This is a genomic window from Roseateles sp. AC306, assembly GCF_979253795.1.
Map to the genome: position 1 here is coordinate 12,164 of NZ_CEEDEB010000027.1, position 24,992 is coordinate 37,155.

Consider the following 24,992-nt stretch of genomic DNA (forward strand, 5'->3'; position numbering starts at 1 on the left):
GGCACAGTTTAGGCAGGCGACGTCGATGAGGCTGTCTCGTCCGGCGCAAGCAGTCGCCCGAACAGCAGCTTTACCGCCAGCAGCCCCACGCCGGCCGCCGCCACCAGCACCGCATGCAGGCCCCAGAACTGCGAGCCCGGCATGGTCTCCAGCAGGCCGGCCAGCCAACCGACGAAGCTGTTGCCGAAGAACAGGTGCAGGTAGTAGATGCCGATCATCACGCCCTGCAGGCCGCGCGGCGCGGCGCGCGAGTACAGCGCCAGGCCCACCGGCATGATGTTGGCAAAACCGATGTTGTTGACCAGCGCATAGGCGAACGACCACAGGATGCTGATGCGCGCGCCGTCGCCCTCGATGGCCAGCGCCGGGATCATCAGCAGCGCCGGCGCGCCCGCAGCGACGAAGCAGGCCAGTGCCATCTTGGTGATCTCGTCCGGCTCGCGCCGACGCGTGGCCCACCAGCGCCAGAAGGCCAGCGAGGCCAGCATGGCGCCGGTGCTCGTCAGCGCGTCCACCGCCTGCAGCCAGGTCACCGGCACGGTGAAGCCTGCCACCACCATGTCCATGTGCTGCTGCGACCAGAGCGGGAAGCCGTTGTTGTATTGCTGGTTGCCGACGATGGACAGCATCAGCAGCGGCAGGATGGCCACGAGCAGCACCACCTGAAGCACCGCGCGCCGGCCCAGCGGTTGCTTGACCTCGGCGGCCTTGGCGGCGCCCCGCAGCGGCTCCGGCGGCAGCCAGCGCCGCCCGGCCAGATAGACGAACAGGCCGATCAGCATGCCCACGCCGGCCGAGCCGAAGCCCCAGTGCCAGCCCACCTTCTCGCCCAGCGTGCCGCAGACGATGGGGGCGGCGATGACAGCCACCTGTACCGCCAGCATGAAGATCTGGAAGGCGCTGGCGCGGCGCTTGTCGCCGGGCGCGTAGAGGTCGCCCACCTGCGCGGCGATGTTGCCCTTGAAGCAGCCCACGCCCAGCAGCAGGCAGCCCAGGGCCGGCAGCAGCGCGGCCTCGAGGGCCATCAGGAAATGCCCCGTGGCCATCAGCAGCGCGCCGATGACGACGGTGCGCGTGCGGCCCAGCCAGCGGTCGGCGATCAGCCCGCCAAAGATGGGCAGCAAATAGACAAGGCCCACGTAGAGGCCGAACACGGCCGATGCCAGCTGCTGCGGCGAGCGCGGCCCGGTGACGTTCTCGATCGCGTGGCGCAGCGCGTCCATGCCCGCCACCTGGCCGATGTTGGCCGGCATGAACAGATAGTTGCTGAGATAGAGCACCAGCAGCGCCTGCATGCCGTAGTAGCTGAAGCGCTCCCACAGCTCGCAGAAGGACAGCCAGCCGAGGCCGCGTGGGTGGCCGAGGAAGGCGCGATCGTGGGAAGGCGCGGGGTGGGCGCCGGGGGATGCTGTGGTGGCAGTCAAATCGGTCTCGCGTTGTGCGCAAAGTGGGCGACTGTCCCCGGGGACGCGGCGGCTGGCAATGCGCAGTGGCCCGGGCATGACGGCGGTCATGGTCGCGATGCGCATGGCGTGGTGCGCGCCTTGCAAGGAATCGGGGCCCGTCGCGGCTACTGCGGCGGCAGGCAGGCCAGCGGAGACCGAGATATGCGCCCGTTTGCCATCGCTGGTGTGCAGGCGCGAGGGCCTTGAAGCAAAGCGTTGCGCGTCGTGCCGAGTTCGGGCCGCTGAAAGCCGAATCCGTCGCATGCCACTGGCCAGGGCGGCATGGCGGAGCCAGCATGCGCCCGACTCAACGGATGCCCTCACGCCCATGACGACGATGCAGCTGCCCCTCGTGATCAACGGCGTCGAACGCCGCCACCGTGGCGACGGCGACGAGCCGCTGCTATGGGTGCTGCGCGACCGCCTCGGGCTGGTGGGCACGAAGTACGGCTGCGGCATCGGTGCTTGTGGCGCGTGCACCGTGCATGTCGACGGCGAGGCACAGCGGGCCTGCGCCGTGCCGGTGGGCAGCCTGCGCGGCAAGCGGGTAACGACCGTCGAAGGCCTGGCGCCGTCGACGCGCGAGCTGCACCCGGTGCAGCAGGCCTGGAAGGAGCTGAACGTGCCGCAGTGCGGCTACTGCCAGTCGGGCCAGATGATGTCGGCCGCCGCCCTGCTGCGCCGCCAACCACGGCCGAGCGACGCGCAGATCGACGAGGCGATGCGCGGCAATCTCTGCCGCTGCGGCACCTACGCGCGCGTCCGTGCCGCTGTGCACCGTGCGGCGCAGCTGCTGGGGGGCGCATGAGCGCCGCGCTGGCGTCGCCGGGCCGCCGCCGGCTGTTGCGCGGCGGGGCTGCGCTGGTGGTGGCCTTCCGCATCGGCGGCGACGCGTTCGCGCAGCCCGGCAGCGTCTCGCCCTGGTCGCCCAATGCCTGGCTCGCCATTCGCCCCGACGGCGCGGTGCATGTCAGCATCGTCTTCACCGAGATGGGCCAGGGCACGGAGACCGGCGTGGCGATGCTCGTCGCCGACGAGCTGGACGCCGACTGGTCGCGCGTGACCGTCTCGACCGCCGTGGCCGACGGCAAGCGCTTCATGATCACCGGCGGCTCGTACAGCATCAGCACCGCGTGGGAGCCGGCGCGCAAGGCCGGTGCGCAGGCGCGCGAGCTGCTGCTGCAGGCCGGCGCGGCGGCGCTCGGCGTGGCGCCCGCCGCCTGCCGCACCGAGGCGCATGCCGTCGTGCACACTGAAAGCGGTCGCCGGCTGGCCTATGGCGAGCTGGTGGCCGCCGCCGCCAAGCTGCCGTTGCCCGACAAGCCGGCGCTGAAAGACCGCGCGGCGCTGGGCATGGTGGGCCGGCCCATGCCAGCCAAGAACCTGCACGCCATCGTCCGTGCCGAGGCTCGCTACGGCATCGACCTGCGCGTGCCGGGCATGCTCTACGCCGTCATCGAGCGCAGCCCCGTCATCAACGGCCGGCTCGCGGGCTTCGACGCCACCAAGGCGCGCGCAATGCCCGGCGTCGTGGCGGTGCTGCCGGTGCACGGCAACACCTTTCCCGATGCGCAGCTCCATCTGCGCGACGGCGTGGCCGTCGTCGCTACCTCCACCTGGGCCGCGTTGCAGGGGCGCAAGGCGCTGGCGGTGACGTGGAACGACGAAGGCAGCGACCGCCGGCCGCGTGCGGGCAAGCTGGCGTCCAGCACCGGCCTGTCGGCGCAGATGGCGCAGGCGCTGGCGGACGGCACGCCGGACAACCCACGTGAAGGCATGCACCGCTGGGTGACGACGCTTCGCCAGGGCAGCGCCCAGGCCATGGAGGACGCCTGGACCGGTGCGCCACGCAAGCTGGAGCTGGACTACGAGCTGCCGCTGTTTGCCCACACGCCCATGGAGCCGGTGAACGCGCTGGCGCACTGGACGGCCGGCCGCTGCGAGGTTTGGACCGGCTGCCACTTCCAGAGCAAGCTGCATGCACGGCTGCGGCTGCTGACCGGCCTGCCGGCGGACCGTGTGGTCGTGCACACGCCGCTGCTCGGCGGCAGCTTCGGCCGCCGGCTGGAGCCCGACTACGCGCTGGAAGCCGCGCTGCTGTCGCGCGACGTGCAGCGGCCGGTGCACCTGCTGTGGACGCGCGAGGACGACCTGCAGATGGGCTTCTTCTCGCCGCCAAGCCGCCACCGCGTGCGCGTGGCGCTGGCGGGCAACGGCGCCATTGCGTCGCTGGAGCATTCGGTGGCCGCGCTGTCGGTGCGCATCCAGACGGAGCGTGAGTCCATTGCCGAGGGCGGGCTGGACCGCGCCATAAGCATTGACGCCGAGAAGTTCCCCTACGGCGCGGCGCAGCAGCATGTGCGCCACCGCATCGTCGAGCAGACCATCCGCGTGATGTGGTGGCGCCGCGGCTACACGCCCAACAACACCTTCGTCAACGAGACGCTGATCGACGAATGCGCCCAGGCTGCGGGCGAGGACCCGCTCGCCTACCGCCAGCGCCTGCTGATGCCGGCGCGTGAGCTGCGCTGGGAGAACGAAGGCGAGTTCGAGCGCATCCACACCGGGCGCCTCGCGGGCGTGCAGCGCGCCGCCTGCGACGCGGCCGGCTGGGGCACGCCGCTGCTTAAGGGTGCCGGGCGCGGCCTGGCCAGTACCTGCACCGACACCTATGTGGCGCAGGTGGTGGAGGTAGTGCCATCGGGTACGGGGCTGCGCGTGGCGCGCGTCGTCACGGCGGTGGACTGCGGCCTTGTCGTCAACCCGCAACTGGTGCGCGCGCAGGTGGAAGGCAGCATCGTCTTTGCGCTCACGGCAGCGCTCAAGCCGGCCGTCACCGTCGAGAACGGGCGCGTGCAACAGAGCAACTTCCACGACCACCCGCTGCTGCGCATCGACGAGATGCCGGTCATCGACATCGTGCTGGTCAACAGCGAGGAACGCCCCACCGGCATCGGCGAGCCCGCGTCGCACTGCACGGCGGCGGCGGTTGCCAATGCCGTGTTCGCGGCCACGGGCAAGCGGCTGCGCAGCCTGCCGTTCACGCTGGTTTAGCGGCTCGCCGGGCGGCGCCCCAGAATGCGCCGTTCGAGCGAGCCTGCATGACCTACCCGACCTCCAACTCTGGCGCCCCGCGCATCCTCGTCACCGGCGGCAGCGGCTACATCGCCGGCGTGCTTGTCCGCCAGCTGCTCGCCGCCGGCTGGCAGGTCAATACGACGGTGCGTGACCTGGCGCGCGAGCCGGCGCTGCGTCAGTTGCTCGGTGCGAGCGCAGGCGAGGCGCGCGATCAATTGCGGTTCTTCACCGCCGACCTCATGCACGACGCCGGCTGGGCCGAGGCCGCCGCGGGTTGCAGCCATGTGGCCCACCTCGCGTCGCCGCTGCCGGCCGGCGTGCCGCGCGATGCCAACGAGCTGATCGTGCCCGCCCGCGACGGCGCGCTGCGCGCACTGAAGGCGGCGCGTGACGCGGGTGCGCAGCGATTTGTGATGACCTCCTCCGTCGCGGCCATCGCCTACGGCCACGGGCCCGGCGAGCACCGCTTCACCGAGCGCGACTGGACGCGGCTGGAGGTGCCTGGCATCCCGGCCTATGTGCAGTCCAAAACGGTGGCGGAACGCGCGGCGCGCGACTGGGTGGCGCGCGAGGGTGGCGGGCTGGAGTTCTGCACGGTCAACCCATCCGTGGTGTTAGGCCCGGTGGCCAGCGCCGACTACTCGGCCAGCGTTGTCCTCGTGCGCAGCCTGCTGGAGGGCCGCATCCCCGCCCTGCCCCGCGTCGGCTTCGGCATCGTCGACGTGCGCGACGTGGCCGAGTTGCATTGGCGTGTGCTGGCGGCACCGCAGAGCATGGCCGGCGAGCGCTTCATCGCCTGCGGCGGTTTCCACTGGCTGCATGAGGTCGCGGCCGTGCTGCGCGCCGAACTGGGCGAGCAGGCGCGGCGCGGCACCAGGATTCAAGCCATGCGCGGAAGCGGCTGGGCTGGGTGCCGAGGCCGCCGCAGGAGGCCATCGTGGCGACGGCGCGGGATTTATTCAGGCTGAATGTGGTTTGAATCAAGAAGCGGCTGTTAACTATTCAACCCGTAACGCAATTTCAAGGTCGCCAAATCTCCATAACGATCTCGGCTAACGGCCCAGTCGCGCACTTCCTCCAGGACGCTGAGAGTGACTATTTCAAAGGCCTCGACTAGCTCGAGCTTCTGAGCGCGAGGAACGTGGTCATCGTCATCCCCGATCGAAAAGTGCCGGCTGCCCGACTCAACCTTTGGCGAGCGGGCAACGAAATGCGACACATGCGTATCCGAAAGATGCACATATGCCGAAGCAACGTCATAGACCCGCTGCGCCCACGCTCTCTTTACGGAGTAAAGCGCGGTCAGGCGTTTGTCGTTCATCGGCTGCCCGGACGAATCTTTGAGTTTCCTTAGCGGCGTGCCATTAACGATTTGGCAAGCTGTGTCGTGAGGATCTGCGGTGCTAGCAACACCATGCAGACGAAGCGCGTTATCTAGTTGCATGCGCAGCAACGCCACCGCAGCGGTGTAGCAACCGTTTCGCGCGAGCAGCTGGAATCCCTTGATAAGTCCTAGGGATCGTTCCAGAACAGCGAGCGTAAGCGCGTCACAAGGAAACACGGATGTGCCACAGGCGTTGAAGACAGCCTTTCCGGCTTGGAAGTGAAGCTCCGGCAATCCAAGCATTCTGTCGAGCACGGCTTCCATCAACAGCCCTCAGTAATCTCAGCGCCCCCGCCTCTGCCACAACGGCTTCTTCCCCTTCAGATGCCGCTCGATCCCGTCGTTCAACCGACCGCGCAGATCGATGACCGCCTCGACATGCCCGAACACCTCGGGGAAGCGTAAATCGAGCCACAGCCACAGCGTGCATTGGCGCAGCGCCTGCTCCATGCGGTCCAGGCGGCTGTGTTCGTCGACGTCGTCCAGGAACCACGGCGTGCCGGCCTTGCCGGTGCGGGCGTGGCTGGCGGCCCAGGCCTGGAACTGCTCCACCACCTGCGGCAGCCGGTCGTCCACTGGCGCCTGCGCGTAGCGGAAGCGTTCCTGCAGCGGCAGCGAGCCCGCCTGCCGGTCCAGCATCTCGGCCAGGCCCAGCATCTGCTCCAGCTCGGCCACTTCAAAGTGCGCGTCGTCCAGGCGCAGTTGCTGCATGAAGACGGTCAGCACCTGGTGCAGGCTGTTCACGCCCAGGCGCTGGGAAATCGTCTGCACATGCCGCCAGTTGGGCGCCACCGGGCACTTGAAGTCGCGCGGCGCGCGCGGCTCCTTGGGCAGCAGGTCGCGCAGGGTCTTCATCGCGTCGGCCTCGGCCTCCTTGAGCACGCTGACGAAGCCTTCGTCATGCATGCCGTAGCGGCCGGCGCGGCCGGCGATCTGGTGCACCTCGCTGACGGTCAGCTCGCGGTCGCCGACGCCGTCGAACTTGGTGAGCGTCGAGAACAGCACGCGGCGGATGGGCAGGTTCAGGCCCATGCCGATGGCATCAGTCGCCACCAGCACGTCACTCGCACCGACCGCGAAACGCTCGGCCTCGCGGCGGCGCACCTCCGGCGGCAGCGCGCCGTAGATGACGCTGACGGCATGGCCGCCTTGCGCGATCTGGTCGCGCAGCATCAGCACGTCGCGGCGGCTGAAGGCCACCACCGCGTCGCCCGACTTCAGGTGCGTCATCGGCACCGGCGCGGGCATCAGCTGCACCTGCTGCTTGCGCTCAAAGACGCGGCGCTCGGGCTTCTCGCCGCACAGCAGCAGCAGCCGCTCGATGGCGGGCGCGGCATAGGCGGACGCGATGATGATCAGCTCGCGCGCCGGCACGCCGACGATGGCCTGCGTCCAGGCCCAGCCGCGCGAGTCGTCGAAGATCATCTGCGCTTCGTCGATGACGGCCACGTCGATGGTGTCGCGCGTGTTGACCATCTCGATGGTGCTGCTCACCACGCGCGAGTTGTTGGCCGGCACGTTCTCTTCGCCGGTCAGCAGCGAGCAGGGCACGCCTCGGCCGACGAGCCGGTCGCGGCCCTCCAGCGCCAGCAGCCGCAGCGGCGCGAGGTAGGCGCCGTCCAGCGCCTGCGCCAGCCGCTCGAAGGCCGAATACGTCTTGCCGCTGTTCGGCGGGCCCAGGTAGAGCGTGACCTTGCGACCCAGCTTGCGCGCCGCGTCGAAGCTGTCCGGGTAGCCCTGGAAGGCCAGTTCACGGCCCAGGCTGGCGAGGGTGTCCTGCTCCTCGACGTTCTGCTCCCAGCGGTCCTGGGCGCGGGTCAGCGCGGCCTTCAGGTCGGCAAACGGCATGGGCACGCCGCACTCGGCCTGCAGGCGCGGCAGCAGCGACGCCAGCTGGCTGGCGTGGCCCATGGCCTCGCTGCGGTCGATGAGGTGGTTCAGGTGCAGCGTCAGCTCGGCGGTGTACGAGTACTCCGGCGGCTGGCCGAGGTTGTGGCGCAGCGCCGCCGTGTCGCCATCGCGGAAGAAGGCCCACACCGGGCCCTCAGGCACCGGCACGCGGTGCGACAGGTCGATGCGCCAGCCCTCGTGCGCCAGCGTGATCGGGTGCACGCACAGCCGCGTGAACAACACGCCTTCGCGGCGCAGGCCCTGGCTTTCGAGCTGCTGCATGCGCTGCTGCAATTGCGGGCGCAGCGTGTTGGTTTGCGGTGTGGCTTCCAGCTGCGCGAGGGCGACGGGGATGTGCGCCGGCAGGATCCAGCGCGCCGGCCGGCCACCACCCGCAGCGCGGGAGATCTGGATGCAGCCCATGCGGTCCAACGCATCCTCGCCGCCGTCGTCGTCCAGGTCGTCTGGCGTCAGCACCTGGGGCAGCGCGTGCGCCGCCTGGCGGATGCGCGCCCAGTCTTCGGGCGCCAGGCCCGCAGGGAAGCGGGCGGCGTGGCTGGGTTGCGGGAGGGGGAAGGCCGGAGCGGGCGGCTTTGCCGGCTTAATGGCCGGAGATGAGGGGACTTCTGGATTCACGGGCGGAAGTGGAACACAGGCGCGCCGACAACCCGCCTCGACACAAGGACTGGTGGGCGGATGGTTTGCCGGTGCCCTTCCCCGTGACAAGCTCAGCAATTGCTTTGGAGGCCCACATGCCACGCGAAACGGGCCTGGCGTCGGCCGACATCGAGGAAGAGGGTGACCACTGGGTCGTGGCCGATTCACCGATGGGGCGCATCCAGATCAGGATGGCGCCGAAGAACGACTTCGGCGTGCTGGACCATGACGTGACGACACCCGATGGCACGACCACGCACAACGCGTTTCGGGTCACGCCGGTGGATGAGGGCTGCGCGTTGACGTTCGTGGTGCTGCGGATGGCGGGCGCGAGCGACGAGGCGTTTGAGCAGGATGCGACGCATGTGCGCGAGGATTTGCGGGCGTTGAAGGGGCTGCTTGAACAAGCGTGATTCGCTATGGCGCCGGCACGCTGCCGCTCAACTCGGTAGGTTGGCGTTCGCGGTCTCACCCCAACCTACCGCGCTCAGCCTAGATCATGCAATTCAGCGGTTTGTCTCGAATGACTTCCTCTACAGGTATGTGGCGGCCGTCAGCCGCTAGACGAAATAGTCCAATCTCACATCGCCCATAGGTGTTTCTGTATTCGGAGACATAGGTGGTGTTCGCCTCAGGAACAAACGAGTATCTGAATCCGCAGAACGATCCAAACGCCAGTCCGCGCGTATCTATACCTTGCTCAATCCATATACGCCCACCATCCTTGATGGAGGCGCCGGCGCGCATTTCTCCTGGCACGAACGCGCGGCTCGAACAGGAGTTGCCATAGTCTATGTACGCGTACCCATTGCCGTTGCCCAAGAACTTCATCCTTGACGTTGTATTTGACGGCGGTTGGTAAGTCGCAGCGCAAGAACTCAAGGTTAGAAGCGCTGCGAGCGCCAGGAATTTCCTATTCATTTCTGGTTTATCCCCTGAAAGTCGTCACGTAGATTCTTGGTATGAATGGCTGGCGCGCGAGTCAATTGTCGCGTGTCAACTTGGCTTCGGCCGCGTCCCTTCCGACGGATTCGCAATCCACCCCTGCACCTCTGCCGCCCTTGCATGCTTGGGCGCCAGCTCCAGGAAGGTTTTGTAGGCCGCCGCCGCCTTGCCTTCGTCGCCGGCCTGCAGGCGGGCGTCGCCGAGGTTGAGCCAGGCCAGTGCGCGGCTGCCGTCCATCTCGACGGCCTTCTCGAACCACACGGCTGCCTCAGCCGCCTTGCCGCGCCGGTACAGCACGAAGCCCAGGTTGTTGGCGGCCAGCGCGAACTTGGGTTGCAGTTGCAGCGCCTCCTTGAACGCGGCTTCGGCGTCGTCATAGCGCCGCTCGCGGTAGAGCTGCAGGCCACGGTCGTTGGCGCGTTGCGCCGCCACGCGGGCGCCGGGGTCGGCACGGGCAGTGGTGGCGGCCAGGGCCTGGTCCTTGCCGTCCAGGCCCTTGATCGTCACCTGCACGGCGCTGGCCGCGCCGCTGGTGGCAGCGGCGACCTGGCGGCCGGCCGTGCTGGCTTCGTCGAGCTTGGCGGCGAACTGGCTGGCCTTGTCGTCCAGCTGGGCCACGGCGCCGCTCAGGCCCGGCTCCTGCGCAGTCGGCAGCTCGAAGATGAACTCGCCGCCCTCGCTGCCCGGCAGGCTGCCAAAGGCGGGCGTCTGGTGGGCGATGGCCGACACGGCGGGCGCCACATAGGCGGCCAGCTCGGTGGCGGTGATGAGGCCGTCGCCGTTCAGGTCGGCCTTGCCGTTGAGCGCCTGCAGCAGCGTCCAGGTGAACACCGAGTGCCCGCCGGGGCCGTCGTCGGCCACCTGCTGGTCGGCGCCGCCGGCGGTCATCATCTGGCGGCCGATGCGGCGCGCATTGGTGCGGGCGAAGTTGCTGTCCGCCGCCGCCGAGCCGGCGCGTGTCAGGCCCAGGCCCGAGTAGCAGGCGTCGATGACGAACAGCGCGTGCTTGGCCGTGATGGCCTCGGCCACCTCCTGCAGCTGCGGCATGGCGATGGCGTCGGCCTGCAGGTCGTTCAGGCCGGCGTCCACCGGCACGATGTAGCCCACCTCGCGGCCACTCGGCAGCTTGCGCGTGCTGCCGTGGCCGGCGAAGAAGACGAAGACGCGGTCGTCGCGCTTCACGCGTTTGGCGTCGCCGAAGCGCTCGTTCAGCGCCTTCAGGATGTTGGCGCGCGTGGCCTGGCCGTCGGTCAGCAGCGTGACGTTGTCGGCCTTGAAGCCAAAGCGCGTGACGAGGGACTCGCGCACGGCCTGCGCGTCGCGTACCGCGTGCGAGAGCTTGGGCCAGGCCGCGTATTGGTTGATGCCGATGACCAGCGCATGGCTGTCGCGGTACAGCTCGCCGGCCGCAGGCGGTGGCGGGGCGACGCGCTCGGCAGACACGACGAACTGCCCGTCCTTCCAGCTCGCGAAGCGCCAGCCCTCGGCGGCGAGCTGGTCCAGCACCAGCGGCAGCGCCTGCACGGTGCGGGCGTGGATGTCGTGGAAGAGCACGATGCCGCGTTGCTGCTTGTCCAGCTCGGCCAGCACGCGCGCAGCAATGCTCTTGGGGATGGGGTCGCTCCAGTCCAGCGAGTCGACGTTCCACATCATCGAGCGCAGCTTCAGCGCTTCAATCGTGGTCAGCGCGCCGTCGTTGCGGGCGCCGTAGGGAAAGCGAAACAAGGCATCGCCGCTGCGCCCCGCCTTGTCCAGCAGCGCCTCCGTGCGCGACGCCTCTTCCTTTACGCGCACCAACTCGAACTTGCTCATCAAGCCGTGCGTGAAGCTGTGGTTGGCCAACTGGTGGCCGGCCGCCAGCACGCGCTTCGCAACATCGCTGCCCTTGCCGGGCTGCACCTCGCCGGCCGCATCCACCTTGCCGAGGTTCTGGCCGAGCTGGAAGAACACGGCCGGCGCCTGGTAGCGCTTGAGGATGTCCAGGATCTCGTCCGTGTAGCGGCCATGCGGGCCGTCGTCGAAGGTCAGCAGCAGCGTCTTGGGCGGCAGCTTGTCGCCGAAGACCTCGCGGTCCTTGGCCGCCGCACCACGCATGGCGCCTGATGCCGCCGAGGCCGGCGGCTCCGGCGCCAGGTCTTGCGCGGCCGGCAGCTGCGCGCCGTACTGCTTCAGCACCGCCTCGCGCGTGTGCAGCGTGCGCAGCTTGGCGACGTAGTCCGTCCAGCGCTCGCGCTTGAGCTCGATGCCGCGCTTGGCAAAGCCGCCGAAGACCTCCTTCAGCTCCTGCTCGTAGGCCTTCTCCACCTCGGCCAGCGTATCCAGGTCGTCCTGCGCGCGGCGCGAAAGCTTGATGCCGTCCAGCGTCTGCGCGTTCTTCAGGCCGGCAGCTAGCTGGCCCAGCACCTCCTTGAAGGCCAGGCGGTCCGCGTCGAACCAGCTGGGTTCGCTTTCAATGCGGGTCAGCAGCGCAGCCGTGGCTTCCAACGCGTCGGGCTTGAGTGCCGCATCGGCCAGTCGCTGCTGGCGTTGCAGCAGCTCGTGGAAGAGCTGCTGGCCCAGCGACTGCACCTCGCGGCGCTGCGCCGGCGGCAGCGCGGCCTCGCCGTCCATCAGCACGATGATCTGGCGGTGCAGGGCCAGCAGGCCGTCAGCCTCCTGGCGCAGCTGCGCCGTCGCGCTCGCGTCCTGCACGGCCGAGGCGGCGGGCAGCGCAGCGGGCACATCGGCGACGCGCTTGCAACCCGGCAGCGCGAACGCGGCGGCCAGCAGCAGGGGCAGGGCAAGGGAACGCGGGGCGGTGGGCAGGCGCATCGGCGAGCGGTTCAAGTCAGCGGCGGCGCGATTGTGGGGCTGCTACAGCTGCTGACAGCAGGTGTCCGCAGCGGTCTGCAGAATGCGAATCTCCCGAGCCCCGCCCTGTTTCACCATGCGCCTGCAAGCTCTGACCCTGGCCCTCACCCTGGGCCTGTTCGCCCCCGTCCACGCGGCCACGCCGGCCGAGCGCCTGACCGACCTGGCCACACGCTACTACGACGCCCGCGCCCGCTTCGAGCCGCTGGTGGCCACCGAGAACGGTGACAACCGCTTCGACGATCAGCTGGGCATGGGCATCGCGCCGGCCGAGCGCGCCAAGCGCTTTGCGGCCTGGCGTGGCTTCCTGAAGGAGCTGGCCGCGCTGCCCGCGCGCAGCCTGCCGCCGGCCGAGCGGCTCAACCGCGAGCTGCTGGAGCAGCAGCTGCGCGCCCGCCTGGCCTTCGAGCGCTTTTCTGACCATCTGCTGCCGCTGCACCAGATGGACGCCGTGCCGTTGCAACTGGCCTTCTATTCCAGCGGCGAGGGCGGCCAGCCGCTGAAGACGGCGGCGCAGGTCGAGGCCTATCTGAAGCGCGTGGAGCAGCTGTCCGCCTGGTGCGACCAGGCCGTCGCCAACATGCGCGAGGGCCTGAAGCGCGGCGTCGTGCAGTCGCGGCCCGTCGTCGAGGCCACGCTGCCGCTGCTCAGGAGCCTGGCCGAGGCCGACGCCGAGCACAGCGCCTTCACCGCGCCGGCGCACAAGCTGCCGGCCAGTGTCGCTGCCGCGGACCGCGAGCGCCTCGTCGAGGCCTACCGCCGTGAATGGACGGAGCGCACTGCGCCGGCGCTGCGCCGGCTGGTCGCCTTCGTCGAGGCCGACTACCTGCCCGCCGCGCGCCGGGACGCCATCGGCTGGACGGCCCTGCCCGACGGCCGCGCCTGGTACCGCCAATGGGTGCGCGAGCAGACGACGACCGACATGACGCCCGAGCAGGTCCATGAACTCGGCCTGAAGGAGGTCGCGCGCATCCAGGGCGAGATCACGCGCCTGGCGCCGCAGCTCGGCTACACCGGCGACCCGCTGAAGAACGGCGGCCTGCTGGCCTGGGCGCGCGCCGATGCGCGCTTTCGGCCGTTCAAGACTGAGGCGGAGATCCTGGATCACTACCGCGCCCTGCATGCCCGCGTGACGCCGCAGCTGGGCAAGCTCTTCGGCCAGCAGCCGCGCATGGCCATGGAGATCCGCCCCGAGCCCGAGCTGACGCGCGAGACAGCGTCCGACCACTACAACGTCGGCCAGGCCGACGGCAGCGCGCCGGGCGTGTTCTGGGTCGTCATCACCGACCCGAAGGCTTATGCCGTGACGACGATGACGGCGCTCTACCTGCACGAGGCCCAGCCGGGCCACCACTTCCATCTGGGCCGCCAGATGGAGATGCCGCTGCCCGACTTCCGCCGCCGCATCTGGATCACTGCCTACGGCGAGGGTTGGGCCCTGTATGCCGAGACGCTGGGCCACGAGCTGGGCCTGTACGCCGACCCCGTGGCCTACGCCGGCGAGCTGCGCCTGGAGATCGCCCGCGCGGCCCGCCTCGTCGTCGACACCGGCCTGCACGCCCAAGGCTGGAGCCGCGAGCGCGCACTCACCTACTGGAAGGACGTGACCGGCGCCAACGAGCAGCAGGCCACGTCGCAGATCGACCGCTACCTCGCCTGGCCCGCCCAGGCCCTTGGCTACAAGATCGGCGCGCTGAAGATCCAGGAACTGCGCCGCCGCGCGGAGCAGAAGTTGGCTGCGAAGTTCAGCCTCGCGGCCTTCCATGACCAGGTGCTGGGCGAAGGCGCGTTGCCGCTGGCGGTGCTGGAGAAACGCATCGATGCCTGGATTGCCGCGCAGTCGCACTGAGCGCCTGTGTGGTGGAGAGAATGCCGGCCACGATCCGCAGCGCAATGCGTCATGACTGACATCACCATCTTCCACAACCCGGCCTGCGGCACCTCACGCAATGTGCTGGCGCTGATCCGGCACGCCGGTCTGGAGCCGCGCGTCGTCGAGTACCTTCAAACGCCGCCCAACCGCGACGAGATCCGTGCGCTGGCCGTTGCCACCGGCGAACCGCTGCGCGCGCTGCTGCGCGAGAAGGGCACGCCCTTCGAGGAGCTAGGCCTGGCCGACCCGGCGCTCAGCGACGACGCGCTGCTGGATGCCGTCGCGCAGCACCCCGTCCTGCTGAACCGTCCCATCGTCGTCACCCCGCTGGGCACGGCGCTGTGCCGGCCGTCCGAGGCGGTGCTGGAGTTGTTGCCGGTGGGGCCGCTGCCGCCGTTCACCAAGTCTGATGGAGAGATCGTGCGGGACAGCGGAAAAAGGCGCCGTTGATAACGGCCGGCGTTTGCCGCGTCAGCTCTTGGCCTTGATGGCTTTTGTGATTTTGTCGCGCATGTCGGCTCCATGCCGGTGACGATGTAAAAGCCATTGCGCCACTGTTCATCCACCACGGCGGTCGCAGTCAAGCGCGCCGCATCCCGTTCGATCTTTGTTCCGCCGGTTACTTGCACTCGCTCGTAGTGGCAAGCCGTAAAGAAGAGTTGGCCCGTGACCAGTCGAGCCACGATGCGTCGGGCCCCGCGGTTGGTGGCGCCGGGTGTCGGAACCGTGTATTCGAGATAACGCCCCTTGGGTAGATCGTGGAAGGAGTTGCCGAATGACGTTCCGTCCTTCGTGTATGGGAATGGGCCGTCGCTAACGATCAGATCAATCGTCTTGCGCGCCTCGTACGGCAAGGAGTCGTAGTCGATTGCGAATAGGGAATTTCCCATGCCGCCGCCCCGACCCAGCAGGCCATGTTGTCGCATGGCGTGCGCTTCAAGCGCCTGATCGTAGTAAGGAACGGTATTGGGCGGTGGCATCGGGACATCTCCTTGGCGGATCGAAGGCGAACGGACTGAGCGGGTGATCGGCCCGAACTATCCGCGATTCCTGTGACTCAAGCGGCTTCCAGCTTTGGAAAATCCGTCGACGCCGCCACGCCGCGCCACGCGGCCGTCTCCTGCTCGACAAAGGCGTGCTTGTCGGCGATGACCCGCAGCGTGTCCGTGCCCAGCGGCAGGCGCAGCGGCGGCGTGTCCGCATTGACGAGCGTGAGCACGGCCTGGGCCAGGCGCTCGGGGTCGCCGGGCTGGTTGAGGCTGATCTGCTTCGCCCGCTCGCGCACGGCGCCTGCGGTGGCCGCGTAGTCGCCCAGCAGTCGCGTGGACGTCGCGAGGGACTGGCTTTCGAGGAAGTCCGTGCGGAAGTAGCCCGGCTCAACGACGGTGGCGTGGATGCCCAGTGGCGCCAGCTCGGCATGCAGCGCCTCGGTCAGGCCCTCGACGGCGAACTTGGTCGAGCAATAGACGCCGAAGCCGGCGGACGACTGCACACCGCCCAGCGACGAGATATTGATGACATGGCCGCTGCGCCGCTCGCGCATCTGGGGCAGCACCGCGCGGGTCACGTTCAGCAGGCCGAAGACGTTGGTGTCGTAGAGCCGGCGCACTTCGTCGGCGCTTGCTTCCTCGACGGCGCCGAGCAGGCCGTAGCCGGCGTTGTTGACGAGGATGTCGATGCGGCCGAAACCGTCCAGCGCGGCGCCGACGGCGATGGCGGCCTGCGCCTCGTCGGTCACGTCCAGCGCCACGGCCAGCAGGCCGGGCTGGGCGCCGAAGCGCTGCTCGACTGAGGCGGCATCGCGGGCGGTGGCGACGACGGCGTCGCCATGGGCCAGTGCCGCTTCGGCGATGCGCGCACCGATGCCGCGCGAGGCGCCGGTGATGAACCAGACGCGCTTGAAGCTGGGAGTGGATGTGGGGGTCATGAAGGGCTCCAAAGGCTTGTGGGTGAAAGGAGGGGTCGGCCGATGGAGCGAAATTTAGGGCGGCGATTGATCGCCAACTAGCCCAGAATCCCTTCATTGATTAGCAAGTGATTCCTGACAATGGCCTTCAACGAACTGCGCGCCATCGCCACCTTCACGAAGGCCGCCGAGCTGGGCAGCCTGCGCCAGGCCGCCGTGGCCCAGGGCATCACGCCGCAGGCGGCCAGCCAGGCGCTGACGCAGCTGGAGACGTATCTCGGCGTGCGCCTCTTCCACCGCACGACGCGCAAGCTCAGCCTCACCGAAGAAGGCGAGCGCTTTCTTGGCGCGGCGTCACCCGGCCTGCAGGCGCTGCAGCGCGCACTGCACGGCACCCGCCAGGGCCGCGACGAGATCGCCGGGCCGCTGCGCATCACGGCCTCGCGCTCCCTGATGCTGCCGGTGCTGTGGCCGGTGCTGGAGGACTTCTGCGCCCGCCACCCTGATATCGAGCCCGATGTGCAGCTCGACGACCGCATCGGCGACTGGGTGGCGGACCGTGTCGACGTGGGCTTCCGCGCCGGCACGCCGCCGGGGGACGGTGTCATCGCCCGGCACCTGATGCCGCTGCAGCTCATCGTCTGTGCGGCGCCCGGCTACATCGCCCGCCACGGCGCGCCGCAGAGCATCGACGAGCTGGCGCAGCACCGCTGCAGCGGCTTTCGCCACCCGAGCACGGGCAAGCCCATGCCGTGGGAATTTCTGCTGAGCGGCGAGATCGTCGGGCGCGATGTCGCTTCGGTCTTCATGACCAACGATGTCGAGCTGGAGGCCAACGCCGTCGTGGCGGGGCAGTGCATCGGCCAGCTCGTCGGCGCCACCGCGGCGCCGTTGATCCGCAGCGGCCAGCTCGTGCCGCTGTTGACCGAGCATGTTTGCGCCCACCTCGGCCTCTACCTGTACTACGGCAGCCGCGTGGCCCAGCCGGCGCGGGTGCGCGCCTTCATCGACCTGGTCGTGGAGCGCGTGGCGGGCAATGCGGAGTGGGTGCTGAGCGCGCAGGAGCTACGCCGTTTCGGGCGTTGACCGGCCTCAGACGATGCCGCCATTGACGCGGATCGTCTGGCCGTTCACCCACGCGCCCTGCGGCCCGGCCAGCACGCTGACCATGGCGGCAATGTCCGCCGGCTGACCCAGGCGCTCCAGCGGCGCCATCTTGGCGAGTTGCTCGACGCGCTCCGGCGTCTTGCCTTCCAGGAACAGCGCGGTCGCCGTCGGACCTGGCGCCACCGCGTTGACGGTGATGTTGCGGCCGCGCAGCTCCTTGGCCAGGATGTGGGTCATCGTCTCGACGGCGCTCTTGGTCGCCGCGTAGACGGCGTAGCCCGGCAGGCCCAGACCGATGACGCTGGTGGAGAAATTGATGATGTGGCCGCCCGAGCGCAGTCGCTTGGCGGCCTCGCGCATTGCCATGAAGCCGCCCTTCACGTTGATGTTGAACAGGCGGTCGAAGGCGGCGTCGCTGGTGTCGGCCAGGTGGGGCAAGTCGCTGGCCATCACGCCGGCGTTGTTGACGAGCACGTCCACGCCGCCGAAGGCTTCGGTGGCCGCGTCGAACAGAAGCCGGGCGGCGTCCGGCGCGGCCACGTCGGCCTGCACGGCGATGGCACGGCTGCCGCCCTCGACGATGGCGTTGACCACCTTCTCGGCCTCGGCGTGGTTGCCGGCGTAGTTGACGACGACGGCATGTCCGTCCGCCGCCAGGCGCCGCGCAATGGCCGCGCCGATGCCGCGTGAGGCGCCGGTGACGATGGCGACGGGGGAAGAAGACGTGTGGGCTGGGTTCATGGTGCGGCTCCGGTTGGGTGGGGTGAAGCCACTGTATTGATCGGCTGCATTCGGATAAATACGCTGATCAGGACATCACAATCCAACCTGCCAAAACAATGGAGGTGCCGGATGGACCGACTCGACGCCATGCACCTGTTCGCCCGCATCGTCGACCTGGCCAGCTTCACCAAGGCCGCCGACGAGCTGAAGCTGCCGCGCGCCTCGGTCAGCCTGGCCTTGCAGCAGCTGGAAGCGCGCCTGGGCGTGCGGCTGCTGAACCGCACGACGCGGCATGTCAGCCCGACGCTGGACGGCCAGGCCTATTACGCGCGCTGCCAGCAGATCCTGCAGGACGTGGGCGAGGCCGAGGAGCTGTTCCGCGCCAGCCAGCTCAAGCCGCGCGGCAAGCTGCGCGTGGACCTGCAGGGCACGCAGGCGCTGCGCTTCGTGCTGCCCTACCTGGGCGAGTTCCACGCCCGCTACCCCGACATCGAGCTGGAGATCGGCCTGGGCGACCGGCTCGTGGACCTGGTTCGCGAAGGCATCGACTGCGTGTTGCGCTCGGGCGATCCCAAGGACTCGTCCATGGTGGGCCGCCGCGTCGCGCTGCTGACGCAGGTGACCTGCGCCAGCCGCAGCTACCTGGCGCGTCGGGGCGTCCCGGCAACGCTGGAGGAGTTCGCCGAGCACGACGCCGTGAACTACGCCGGCAGCGGCGGCCGCATCCTGCCGTTCGATTTCATCGTCGATGGCGAAACCCGCAGCCTGACGCTGCGCGGCCCGGTCACCGTCAACAGCGCCGCCGGCTATCCGGTCTGCTGCCTGGCCGGCCTGGGCTTCGTGCAGATGCCGCGTTATGCCATCGAAGCCGAACTGGCGAGTGGCGAGTTGGTGGAGGTCTTCCCCGACTGGCGGCCGGCGCCGATGCCGGTGTCGGTGATGTACCCGCACGCGCGGCAGCTGTCGTCGCGGGTGCGGGTGTTTGTGGATTGGGTGGCGGAACGGATGGCGGGGGCGAGCTGAAGCAGGCTCAGTCCAGTGGCCAAGGCATCGCCTTCGGCATCTTGCTGGCGTTCTCCGGTTCCACCGGCTTCGCACGCTTGCCCGTGGGCGCATCGGCCGCCCGCCACCACGGCGTCACCGCTTCCCCATGCGCCGGCTCTACGGCTTCACCCAACCGAGGCATCAGCAGCTGCGCGCCCTGCTTGGGTCCCAGCGCCAGCAGCGTCTCCGCCGGCTGATCCCAGTCGTGCAGGGCCAGCGAGAACGTACCCCAGTGCACCGGCAGGAAAGCCCCACCGCCCAGGTACTGCAGGGCCTTCAGCGCGTTCTCCGGCCCGAGATGGATATCGCCCCATGACGGGTGGAAGGCGCCCACCTCCAGCATGACCAGGTCGAACGGACCGAAGCGCTCGCGGATGGCGGCGTACTCGCTCGTCAGGCCCGTGTCGCCGCTGAAGAAGACGCGGTGCTTCGGTGTCTCGATGACGATGGACGACCACAGCGTCGCGTTGCGGTCGGTCAGCGAGCGGCCCGAGAAGTGCTGCGACGGCGCCGCATGGATGCGCAGCTCGGCGCCCGGCGCCTGCCAGTGCTCCCACCAGTCCAGCTCGACGATGCGCTCCGGCGGCACGCCCCAGGCCTGCAGGTGGGCGCCCACGCCCAGCGACGTGATGAAGGGCACGTCCTGCAGCTTCACCAGCTCCTTGATCGTGCCGATGTCGAGGTGGTCGTAGTGGTCGTGAGAGATGACGACGGCGTCGAGCTTGGGCAGGGCCTTCAACGCCAGCGGCACGGGCTGGAAGCGCTTCGGCCCCGCCAGCTGGGTCGGCGACGCGCGCTTGCCCCAGACCGGGTCGGTCAGCACGCGCAGACCGTCAATCTCGATCATCACGGTGGAGTGGCCCAGCCAGGTCGCGCGCAGGCCCGTGTCGGTGGGCTTGAGCCAGGCGTCCAGCGGGTTGACCGACGGCAGCGGCGCGCCGGGTGTGCGGCGGCCGTCGGCGCAGATGAAGTCGCCAATCGACGGCCGCTCGGTCGTGTCGCGCAGACCGGGCTGGATGGGGTGCAGGTTGCGGAAGCCCTCGCCCGTGTCGGTCACGCGGTACAGCGGCGACGCCCGCATGCGTTCGAGGCGGAGGCCGGTGGCTCGTTTGCCGAGGGATTTCATCGAGGGGCGAGGTGTAGGCGGACCCGTCAACGTGGCGGCGGCGCGTGGGCTTTCAAGGCGGGCTTGTCGTCAAGCCTCGGCAATGGCGGCGATGGACACCTTCAGCCCCGGGACGCGCACCGGCAGCTTGGCGCCCTGCCGGGCCGGCGGGTCGGCCGGGAACCAGCGCAGCCACTCTTCGTTCATGCCGGCGAAATCGTCCTCGTCGGCCAGCACGACGGTCAAGCTGACGAGCTTGTCCATGGAGCTGCCCGCCGCCTCCAGGATGGCAGCGATGTTGGTCAGGCATTGGCGTGTCTGCTCCTGCACGGTGCTGCCGACGAACTGCCCGGTCAGGGGGTCCGCCGGCGCGGTGCCCGACACGAACACCAGGCCTGCCGCCTTGACGGCCTGGCTGTAGGTCGGCGGCAGCTTGGCGGCCTTGGGCGTGTGGACGATGTCGCGGGGCATGGCGCTCCTTCGGGGCTGTCGCTCCGGCCATTGTGCGGGCGGCCCGCCTTGAAATTCCGGGCGGCAGGGCCATGTGGGTCTCAGCAAGTGCTTTCACGAAAGACACCCATGCCCTCCATCGTCCAACTCACCGTTCCCACCGAATTGCTGACCCTCGCCCGGCTGTCCCAGCTGCTGCAGGGCCTTGAAGGCCAGGGCCGCGCGGCGGACCCGCATCAGTACCGGTTGGTGGTGCAGAAGCTGACGGTTGAACTGAACGAACACCAGGGGCACAACGCGCTGCCGGCGCTGCTCGACCACCTGCCGGCAGCTGCCGAGGTCTACGAGAACCTGCAGTACGGCCACGCCGGGCTGGTGCGTGCGCCGCTGGAGATGTCGCTGACGTCGGAGCTGGCGGTGCGCGGGTTGCTGGAGCGAGTGCGCAAGGGCGCTTGAGTTCGCAGCGGTCCGCTCAAGCCCGCCTCAACCCGATCTCGAACACCACGCCCTCCGCCAAATTGCGCGCCGCAATGCTGCCGCCCATCTTGGCCAGATACGTCTTCGCCACAAACAGCCCCTGCCCACGCCGTTGGCCGTCCTCCGGCTCGGCATCGCTGACGCCGTAGTCAAAGATGCTCGCGAGCAGGCCGTCGGCGATCGGCGGCCCCTGGTTGTGGATGTCAACCTTCGCCAGCTCGCCCTCGACGCGCAGCGCCAGCGTGATGGCAGTGTCAGCGGCGCGGTAGCGGTCGGCGTTGGTCAGCACATGGGTGATGGCGTCCTCCAGCGGGTATTCGTCCGCCTGCACCCACACCGGCTCGGTGGCTGGCGCATAGGTCACACCCGCAATGCCCGCATAGGCCGCGTTCCCGGCCACCTGGCGCAGGAAGGCGTCCAGGTCCAGCCGGCCCACGGCCAGCGTCGCGGCGGCCAGCGCCTCGCTGGGTGAGGCCTGGCCGTAGAGCACCTTCACGGCCTGCTGCATGCGCTGCACGTAGCGGCGGCTCGGGTCGGCGTCGCCCGCGTGCAGCATCATCAGCGACTGCAGCGGCGACATGATCTCGTGGCCCACGGCGTGCCATTGGTCGTGCTCGCGCTCGGCGCGCAGCTGCTCGCGGCGCAGGCTGTCGCGGGCGTGCTGCAGCAGGTCTGCCAGGCTGCCGGCCAGGATGCCCAGTTCGTCGCGCCCGCGCAGGTCGGCCACGTCCAGCGTGCCCAGCTCGAAGCGCTCGGGCTGCTGCAGCTGATGCGACAGCGCGGCGGCGCGTTTCGTCAGCTTGGCGACGCGGCGGATCAAACCGATCTCGATGATGAGCCAGGCCAGCCCGAGCGCCGCCAGCATCGCGCCCACGGGCCAGGCCAGCCGGGCGGCGCTGGCGCTCAAGGTGCGGTCCAGTCCCTGCAGGTCGCCCGTCAACGTCACCTCGAAACGGCCGGCCGGCGTCGTCACCCAGTCCTGCGCCTGCAGGCGGCGCGGCGTGGCCGGTGCGGGCAGGCGCTGGATCAGCGCGGTCAGCCAGGGCGAGGGCGGCGCGCCGGCCTCATCGGCGCCTTGCAGCAGCGCGACGACCGTGCTGCCGCGCCTGATCGTCAGCGTCTCGCCGGGCGCCAGCGTGCCGGACAGGCGGGCCAGCGTCAGCGGTGGCTGCGCGCCGGGCGTGGCGCTGTCGAACAGCGTGGCGCCGCCCGGCCCCAGCAGCGCCAGGCGCAAGCCGGTGCGGGCCAGGTCGGCCGGCGGCCACTGCGGCCCGCCGGGGCGGAACAGCGCTTCGCGGAAGGCCTCGACGGGCAGGCGGATGGAGACCGTCGTGCGGCGCGGGCAGGGCTCGCTGGTCTCACTTAGGCAAGGGCCATCGCGCCAGACCCAGCCGCGGAAGTCGCGCTGCGGCCGGGCCTTGCGCGGCAGCGTTGCGGCGTTGCCTGCTTCGACGACAAAGCCGGGCAACTGGCTGCGCTGCGCATCCAGCATCTCCACGGGCGCGAGCCAGTGCTGCTCCGTGCCGTCGCGCTTCACGCTGATGCGCACGCGGTGCACGTCGGCGATGTCCAGCGCACCGCGTTCGCGAGACACCAGCGGCGGCGCATCCACGCTGGCCACGAGGTAGACGAAGCCGCCCGCATAGGCGTTGCTGCCCACCGCCACGCACAGGCCGGCGCCGCCGGGGTATTGCAGGCCGCAGCCGGCCATCTCGATGGCGCGCTGCGCCTTGGTCGCGTCGTCGAAGTCGATGGCGCCGAAGGGCAGCACCAGCGGCGCCACCCAGCCGGCGTCCACCTGCGCCGGCTCGGGGTTCAGCAGCGCGAGCTGGCCGGACGGGTGGCGCAGCTGCGCGACGACTTCGCCCAGCGACCGGGTGAAGGTCTGCTCGTAGCGCTGCGCATTGCGCTGGCGCTCCTCATTCAGCAGCGCCACGGCCAGCGCCAGCGTGGCCAGCGCCAGCGCGATGAAAACGAGGTGGAAGACGATGCGGTTGCGGAAGGCCGCGAGGCCCAGGCGCGGCATGTCGGGGATGGAAAGATCGACGCGGCCGAGCTTCATCCGTCGTGCTGTCAAGCCCCGGTCCAGCGGAAGCCCCGCATCGGGATGTTCTCGATGCCGTCGAAGGCCGCATCCACGTCGCGGAAGGCGTCGCGAATCGTCGCCACATGCTTGCGCACGTTGTCGCGGTTGCGGCCGCTTTTCACCACTTCGAACAGCTCTTCATAACTGACCACCTCGCCGGTGCGCGCATGCAGCGTTGCCAGGATGCGCTGCGCCGTCAGCGGAAGGTTGATGCGCTGGCCACGCCACATCGGCGTGCGCTGCTTCAGCGGGTCGAGCTGCAGGCTGTCGTCCGTCGGCTTGGGCGAAGCTTTTGCTGCAGGTTCGCGCAGGCGCGCCGTGCGCAGGATGTCCAGGAAGGTCTCGACGAACTCGGCCTCGTCGAAGGTCGTCTTCTGCAGATAGTCCCAGGCGTCGAGCGCCTTCATGATGCTGCGATAGATGGCTGCCGGCATGGCCGACACCACCAGCACCGGCGTGCCCAGGCCCTGCTTGTTGATCTCGTTGATCAGCGCCACGCCGGCATTGCGCTCGCGGCCCAGCTCGATGTCCAGCACGACGAGGTCGTATCGCTCGCGCAGCAGCGCGGCCTCGGCGGCGTCGCGGTCGAACCACTGGTCGACGGTCAGCTCGGGGCGGGCGGCGCGAATCCAGCCTGAGAGCTGCTCGCTGGTGGTGGGGTCGTCTTCGATGACGGCGATGCGGGGCATGGCGGGATTATCTGGAGCGGCGCCGCGGTCCAGGCGGAAGGAACCTTCCGTTTGCGGAGCGCGGCTTTCAGACGTGCGTGATCCACTGCCGCAGCAGCGCTTGCAGCGCCGGCAGCTTGGCCGCGAGGTCGGCGGCTGAGCTGAACTCGACCTGGGCGCGATCCTTGGCCAGCCACTTCAGCAGGCCGGTCGGGTCGTCGACGAGCAGCCCGCCTTCCGGCAGCGCGCGGGCCTTGGCGCCCAGGTGCAGGATCAACGCGAGCCCCGCCTTGCTGCGCAGGTGTGTCGTGGCGAAGTACTCGGTCGTGCGCCAGCTCGGCGAATTCCACTTGAGGCCCTCGGCAATCGACGCGTCCACGGCAGGGATCGCCCGGCGCAGCGTTTCGATCTCCGGCTTGAAAGGATGATCGATCGTGGCCATGAACTGGTCGACTGCGGCCGTGGTGTCGGCGGGGGTCAGCTTGGGCATGGCCGATTCTGGCGACAAAGCGATGCCGAGCCGCCGTCGTCAGGCGGGAGCATCGGCAAGTGTTCAGCCGCCAATCACGCCGCAGGCCACGCGGGCGCCGCCGCCGCCCAGCGGCATCGGGTGGTCCGCATGGTTGTCGCCGCCGGCGTGGACCATCAGCGAGCGGTTCTTCACGTCGGCGAGCTTGAGGCGCGGCCCGAGCACGGGCGAGGTGGCGGCCCCATCGGCGCCTACGTACAGCGGCGGCAGGTCGCCCAGGTGGCCGTCGCCCCAGGGTTCGCCGTGCTTCTTGCTGCCGGCCGGATCGAGGTGGCCGCCGGCGGCTCCGGCTGGCACGGTGGCGCCATTGGTTTCGGCGGGTGCGCAGGACGGCTTCTCGTGGATGTGGAAGCCGTGCAGGCCAGCGGGCAGGCCCTTGAGGTCAGGATGGAAGGCCAGGCCGTAGGGCGTCTCGACGATCCTGACGGAGCCCAGCGCCTGGCCGGCGCCCTGCTTCTCGGCGGTGCTGACAGGCACGGTGATCTCGGCAGCGAGTGCCATTGAACTGGCGGTCAGGCAGAGCGCCGCAATGAGCGTGGATTTCATCGGTTTCTCCCGGTTGTTTGAGGCGGTTGAGGATAGCGATGTAGGGTGAGTTTGGCGGGTGGGGCGTACCGGCTTGGCGGTACAAGACGTTCGGTTTCATCCTCTCTTTTGGTGGTGGTTTCGTCGTGGCGGTGCGATGGCGCGTGAGTGCGGTGCCGGGATTTCGCCCCGGCGGGCGAGTCACTTTCTGGTCCGCCAGAAAGTAACCAAAGAGCTCCCCCCGACCGCC

21 protein-coding genes and 1 pseudogene are annotated in these 24,992 nt (G+C 69.3%); 9 read left to right on the forward strand and 13 right to left on the reverse strand.

What is annotated here, in order from left to right; all coding sequences use genetic code 11:
* Positions 1 to 8: 8 nt before the first annotated feature.
* Positions 9 to 1,424 carry a peptide MFS transporter gene (locus AC0IZJ_RS27490; protein WP_471855337.1) on the reverse strand — a complete coding sequence of 472 codons (1,416 nt, stop codon included), beginning with the start codon at positions 1,422 to 1,424 and terminating at the stop codon, positions 9 to 11.
* Positions 1,425 to 1,782: 358 nt separating this feature from the next.
* Here AC0IZJ_RS27490 and AC0IZJ_RS27495 point away from each other — a divergent pair, with 358 nt between their 5' ends.
* From AC0IZJ_RS27495 to AC0IZJ_RS27505, 3 genes are read left to right on the forward strand one after another with little or no spacing between them, the layout of a single operon-like run.
* Positions 1,783 to 2,253: a (2Fe-2S)-binding protein gene (locus AC0IZJ_RS27495; protein WP_471855377.1), complete on the forward strand. Its 471-nt coding sequence runs from the start codon at positions 1,783 to 1,785 to the stop codon at positions 2,251 to 2,253.
* Positions 2,250 to 4,499: a xanthine dehydrogenase family protein molybdopterin-binding subunit gene (locus AC0IZJ_RS27500; RefSeq protein ID WP_471855338.1), complete on the forward strand. Its 2,250-nt coding sequence runs from the start codon at positions 2,250 to 2,252 to the stop codon at positions 4,497 to 4,499. Before AC0IZJ_RS27495 ends, AC0IZJ_RS27500 begins: the two co-directional genes overlap by 4 nt.
* A 47-nt stretch (positions 4,500 to 4,546) precedes the next feature.
* On the forward strand, positions 4,547 to 5,491 hold the full coding sequence (locus AC0IZJ_RS27505) for an NAD-dependent epimerase/dehydratase family protein (protein WP_471855340.1): 945 nt from the start codon (positions 4,547 to 4,549) through the stop codon (positions 5,489 to 5,491).
* A 26-nt stretch (positions 5,492 to 5,517) separates the two neighbouring features.
* Here the strand turns inward: AC0IZJ_RS27505 and AC0IZJ_RS27510 are convergent, their stop codons facing one another.
* A complete protein-coding gene (locus AC0IZJ_RS27510) occupies positions 5,518 to 6,171 on the reverse strand; it encodes a hypothetical protein (RefSeq protein ID WP_471855342.1) in 654 nt (217 codons plus the stop codon).
* Positions 6,172 to 6,189: 18 nt separating this feature from the next.
* Entirely contained in the window at positions 6,190 to 8,433 is a 2,244-nt protein-coding gene (locus AC0IZJ_RS27515; protein WP_471855345.1) for a helicase-related protein, read from the reverse strand.
* Between the two features lie 116 nt (positions 8,434 to 8,549).
* Here AC0IZJ_RS27515 and AC0IZJ_RS27520 point away from each other — a divergent pair, with 116 nt between their 5' ends.
* Positions 8,550 to 8,867: an SRPBCC family protein gene (locus AC0IZJ_RS27520; RefSeq protein WP_471855347.1), complete on the forward strand. Its 318-nt coding sequence runs from the start codon at positions 8,550 to 8,552 to the stop codon at positions 8,865 to 8,867.
* A 583-nt stretch (positions 8,868 to 9,450) separates the two neighbouring features.
* Here AC0IZJ_RS27520 and AC0IZJ_RS27525 read toward each other — a convergent pair.
* Positions 9,451 to 12,210, reverse strand: coding sequence for a polysaccharide deacetylase family protein (locus AC0IZJ_RS27525; RefSeq protein ID WP_471855349.1), 2,760 nt, complete (start codon positions 12,208 to 12,210; stop codon positions 9,451 to 9,453).
* A 115-nt stretch (positions 12,211 to 12,325) separates the two neighbouring features.
* On the opposite strand from AC0IZJ_RS27525, the gene AC0IZJ_RS27530 reads away from it, so the two are divergent.
* Both AC0IZJ_RS27530 and arsC read left to right on the forward strand, forming a co-directional pair.
* The gene (locus AC0IZJ_RS27530; protein WP_471855352.1) at positions 12,326 to 14,098 is read left to right on the forward strand and encodes a DUF885 domain-containing protein; all 1,773 of its coding nucleotides are present in this window, start codon (positions 12,326 to 12,328) and stop codon (positions 14,096 to 14,098) included.
* 51 nt (positions 14,099 to 14,149) lie between these two features.
* Positions 14,150 to 14,572, forward strand: coding sequence for an arsenate reductase (glutaredoxin) (gene arsC / locus AC0IZJ_RS27535; RefSeq protein ID WP_471855354.1), 423 nt, complete (start codon positions 14,150 to 14,152; stop codon positions 14,570 to 14,572).
* A gap of 194 nt (positions 14,573 to 14,766) precedes the next feature.
* On the opposite strand, the pseudogene AC0IZJ_RS27540 reads toward arsC, so the two are convergent.
* Both AC0IZJ_RS27540 and AC0IZJ_RS27545 read right to left on the reverse strand, forming a co-directional pair.
* Positions 14,767 to 15,102: pseudogene (locus tag AC0IZJ_RS27540) on the reverse strand (ribonuclease domain-containing protein); the annotation flags it as partial.
* A 77-nt stretch (positions 15,103 to 15,179) separates the two neighbouring features.
* Positions 15,180 to 16,049 (reverse strand): oxidoreductase, encoded by an 870-nt coding sequence (locus tag AC0IZJ_RS27545; RefSeq protein WP_471855355.1) that lies wholly within the window; start codon positions 16,047 to 16,049, stop codon positions 15,180 to 15,182.
* 120 nt (positions 16,050 to 16,169) lie between these two features.
* Here AC0IZJ_RS27545 and AC0IZJ_RS27550 point away from each other — a divergent pair, with 120 nt between their 5' ends.
* Positions 16,170 to 17,114, forward strand: a complete 945-nt coding sequence (locus tag AC0IZJ_RS27550) for a LysR family transcriptional regulator (RefSeq protein WP_471855356.1) — start codon at positions 16,170 to 16,172, stop codon at positions 17,112 to 17,114.
* A gap of 6 nt (positions 17,115 to 17,120) precedes the next feature.
* Here AC0IZJ_RS27550 and AC0IZJ_RS27555 read toward each other — a convergent pair whose 3' ends face one another.
* Positions 17,121 to 17,876: an SDR family oxidoreductase gene (locus AC0IZJ_RS27555; protein ID WP_471855357.1), complete on the reverse strand. Its 756-nt coding sequence runs from the start codon at positions 17,874 to 17,876 to the stop codon at positions 17,121 to 17,123.
* A 111-nt stretch (positions 17,877 to 17,987) separates the two neighbouring features.
* Between AC0IZJ_RS27555 and AC0IZJ_RS27560 the strand changes: the two genes are divergently transcribed.
* Entirely contained in the window at positions 17,988 to 18,881 is an 894-nt protein-coding gene (locus AC0IZJ_RS27560; RefSeq protein WP_471855360.1) for a LysR family transcriptional regulator, read from the forward strand.
* 7 nt (positions 18,882 to 18,888) lie between these two features.
* Here AC0IZJ_RS27560 and AC0IZJ_RS27565 read toward each other — a convergent pair whose 3' ends face one another.
* Together AC0IZJ_RS27565 and AC0IZJ_RS27570 are read right to left on the reverse strand one after the other, a co-directional pair.
* Complete coding sequence (locus tag AC0IZJ_RS27565; protein ID WP_471855362.1) at positions 18,889 to 20,028, reverse strand: MBL fold metallo-hydrolase; 1,140 nt, start codon at positions 20,026 to 20,028, stop codon at positions 18,889 to 18,891.
* A 69-nt stretch (positions 20,029 to 20,097) separates the two neighbouring features.
* On the reverse strand, positions 20,098 to 20,478 hold the full coding sequence (locus AC0IZJ_RS27570) for a RidA family protein (RefSeq protein ID WP_471855365.1): 381 nt from the start codon (positions 20,476 to 20,478) through the stop codon (positions 20,098 to 20,100).
* Between the two features lie 108 nt (positions 20,479 to 20,586).
* On the opposite strand from AC0IZJ_RS27570, the gene AC0IZJ_RS27575 reads away from it, so the two are divergent.
* On the forward strand, positions 20,587 to 20,913 hold the full coding sequence (locus AC0IZJ_RS27575; RefSeq protein ID WP_471855368.1) for a hypothetical protein: 327 nt from the start codon (positions 20,587 to 20,589) through the stop codon (positions 20,911 to 20,913).
* 16 nt (positions 20,914 to 20,929) lie between these two features.
* On the opposite strand, the gene AC0IZJ_RS27580 is transcribed toward AC0IZJ_RS27575, so the two are convergent.
* The 4 genes from AC0IZJ_RS27580 to sodC form a co-directional block, all read right to left on the reverse strand.
* Positions 20,930 to 22,996: a sensor histidine kinase gene (locus AC0IZJ_RS27580; RefSeq protein ID WP_471855370.1), complete on the reverse strand. Its 2,067-nt coding sequence runs from the start codon at positions 22,994 to 22,996 to the stop codon at positions 20,930 to 20,932.
* 11 nt (positions 22,997 to 23,007) lie between these two features.
* A complete protein-coding gene (locus AC0IZJ_RS27585; protein ID WP_471855371.1) occupies positions 23,008 to 23,709 on the reverse strand; it encodes a response regulator transcription factor in 702 nt (233 codons plus the stop codon).
* A 67-nt stretch (positions 23,710 to 23,776) separates the two neighbouring features.
* Complete coding sequence (locus AC0IZJ_RS27590) at positions 23,777 to 24,178, reverse strand: DUF1801 domain-containing protein (protein WP_471855373.1); 402 nt, start codon at positions 24,176 to 24,178, stop codon at positions 23,777 to 23,779.
* 63 nt (positions 24,179 to 24,241) lie between these two features.
* Positions 24,242 to 24,763, reverse strand: a complete 522-nt coding sequence (gene sodC, locus AC0IZJ_RS27595; protein ID WP_471855375.1) for a superoxide dismutase [Cu-Zn] SodC — start codon at positions 24,761 to 24,763, stop codon at positions 24,242 to 24,244.
* Positions 24,764 to 24,992: the final 229 nt, after the last annotated feature.

What these genes read in the sequence shown, in the direction of transcription:
- AC0IZJ_RS27495 (WP_471855377.1), top strand. Translation starts at nt 1,783, where the DNA reads ATGCAGCTGCCCCTCGTGATCAACGGCGTCGAACGCCGCCACCGTGGC.
- AC0IZJ_RS27500 (WP_471855338.1), top strand. Translation starts at nt 2,250, where the DNA reads ATGAGCGCCGCGCTGGCGTCGCCGGGCCGCCGCCGGCTGTTGCGCGGC.
- AC0IZJ_RS27505 (WP_471855340.1), top strand. Translation starts at nt 4,547, where the DNA reads ATGACCTACCCGACCTCCAACTCTGGCGCCCCGCGCATCCTCGTCACC.
- AC0IZJ_RS27510 (WP_471855342.1), bottom strand. Translation starts at nt 6,171, where the DNA reads ATGGAAGCCGTGCTCGACAGAATGCTTGGATTGCCGGAGCTTCACTTC.
- AC0IZJ_RS27520 (WP_471855347.1), top strand. Translation starts at nt 8,550, where the DNA reads ATGCCACGCGAAACGGGCCTGGCGTCGGCCGACATCGAGGAAGAGGGT.
- AC0IZJ_RS27525 (WP_471855349.1), bottom strand. Translation starts at nt 12,210, where the DNA reads ATGCGCCTGCCCACCGCCCCGCGTTCCCTTGCCCTGCCCCTGCTGCTG.
- AC0IZJ_RS27530 (WP_471855352.1), top strand. Translation starts at nt 12,326, where the DNA reads ATGCGCCTGCAAGCTCTGACCCTGGCCCTCACCCTGGGCCTGTTCGCC.
- arsC (WP_471855354.1), top strand. Translation starts at nt 14,150, where the DNA reads ATGACTGACATCACCATCTTCCACAACCCGGCCTGCGGCACCTCACGC.
- AC0IZJ_RS27545 (WP_471855355.1), bottom strand. Translation starts at nt 16,049, where the DNA reads ATGACCCCCACATCCACTCCCAGCTTCAAGCGCGTCTGGTTCATCACC.
- AC0IZJ_RS27550 (WP_471855356.1), top strand. Translation starts at nt 16,170, where the DNA reads ATGGCCTTCAACGAACTGCGCGCCATCGCCACCTTCACGAAGGCCGCC.
- AC0IZJ_RS27555 (WP_471855357.1), bottom strand. Translation starts at nt 17,876, where the DNA reads ATGAACCCAGCCCACACGTCTTCTTCCCCCGTCGCCATCGTCACCGGC.
- AC0IZJ_RS27560 (WP_471855360.1), top strand. Translation starts at nt 17,988, where the DNA reads ATGGACCGACTCGACGCCATGCACCTGTTCGCCCGCATCGTCGACCTG.
- AC0IZJ_RS27565 (WP_471855362.1), bottom strand. Translation starts at nt 20,028, where the DNA reads ATGAAATCCCTCGGCAAACGAGCCACCGGCCTCCGCCTCGAACGCATG.
- AC0IZJ_RS27570 (WP_471855365.1), bottom strand. Translation starts at nt 20,478, where the DNA reads ATGCCCCGCGACATCGTCCACACGCCCAAGGCCGCCAAGCTGCCGCCG.
- AC0IZJ_RS27575 (WP_471855368.1), top strand. Translation starts at nt 20,587, where the DNA reads ATGCCCTCCATCGTCCAACTCACCGTTCCCACCGAATTGCTGACCCTC.
- AC0IZJ_RS27580 (WP_471855370.1), bottom strand. Translation starts at nt 22,996, where the DNA reads ATGAAGCTCGGCCGCGTCGATCTTTCCATCCCCGACATGCCGCGCCTG.
- AC0IZJ_RS27585 (WP_471855371.1), bottom strand. Translation starts at nt 23,709, where the DNA reads ATGCCCCGCATCGCCGTCATCGAAGACGACCCCACCACCAGCGAGCAG.
- AC0IZJ_RS27590 (WP_471855373.1), bottom strand. Translation starts at nt 24,178, where the DNA reads ATGCCCAAGCTGACCCCCGCCGACACCACGGCCGCAGTCGACCAGTTC.
- sodC (WP_471855375.1), bottom strand. Translation starts at nt 24,763, where the DNA reads ATGAAATCCACGCTCATTGCGGCGCTCTGCCTGACCGCCAGTTCAATG.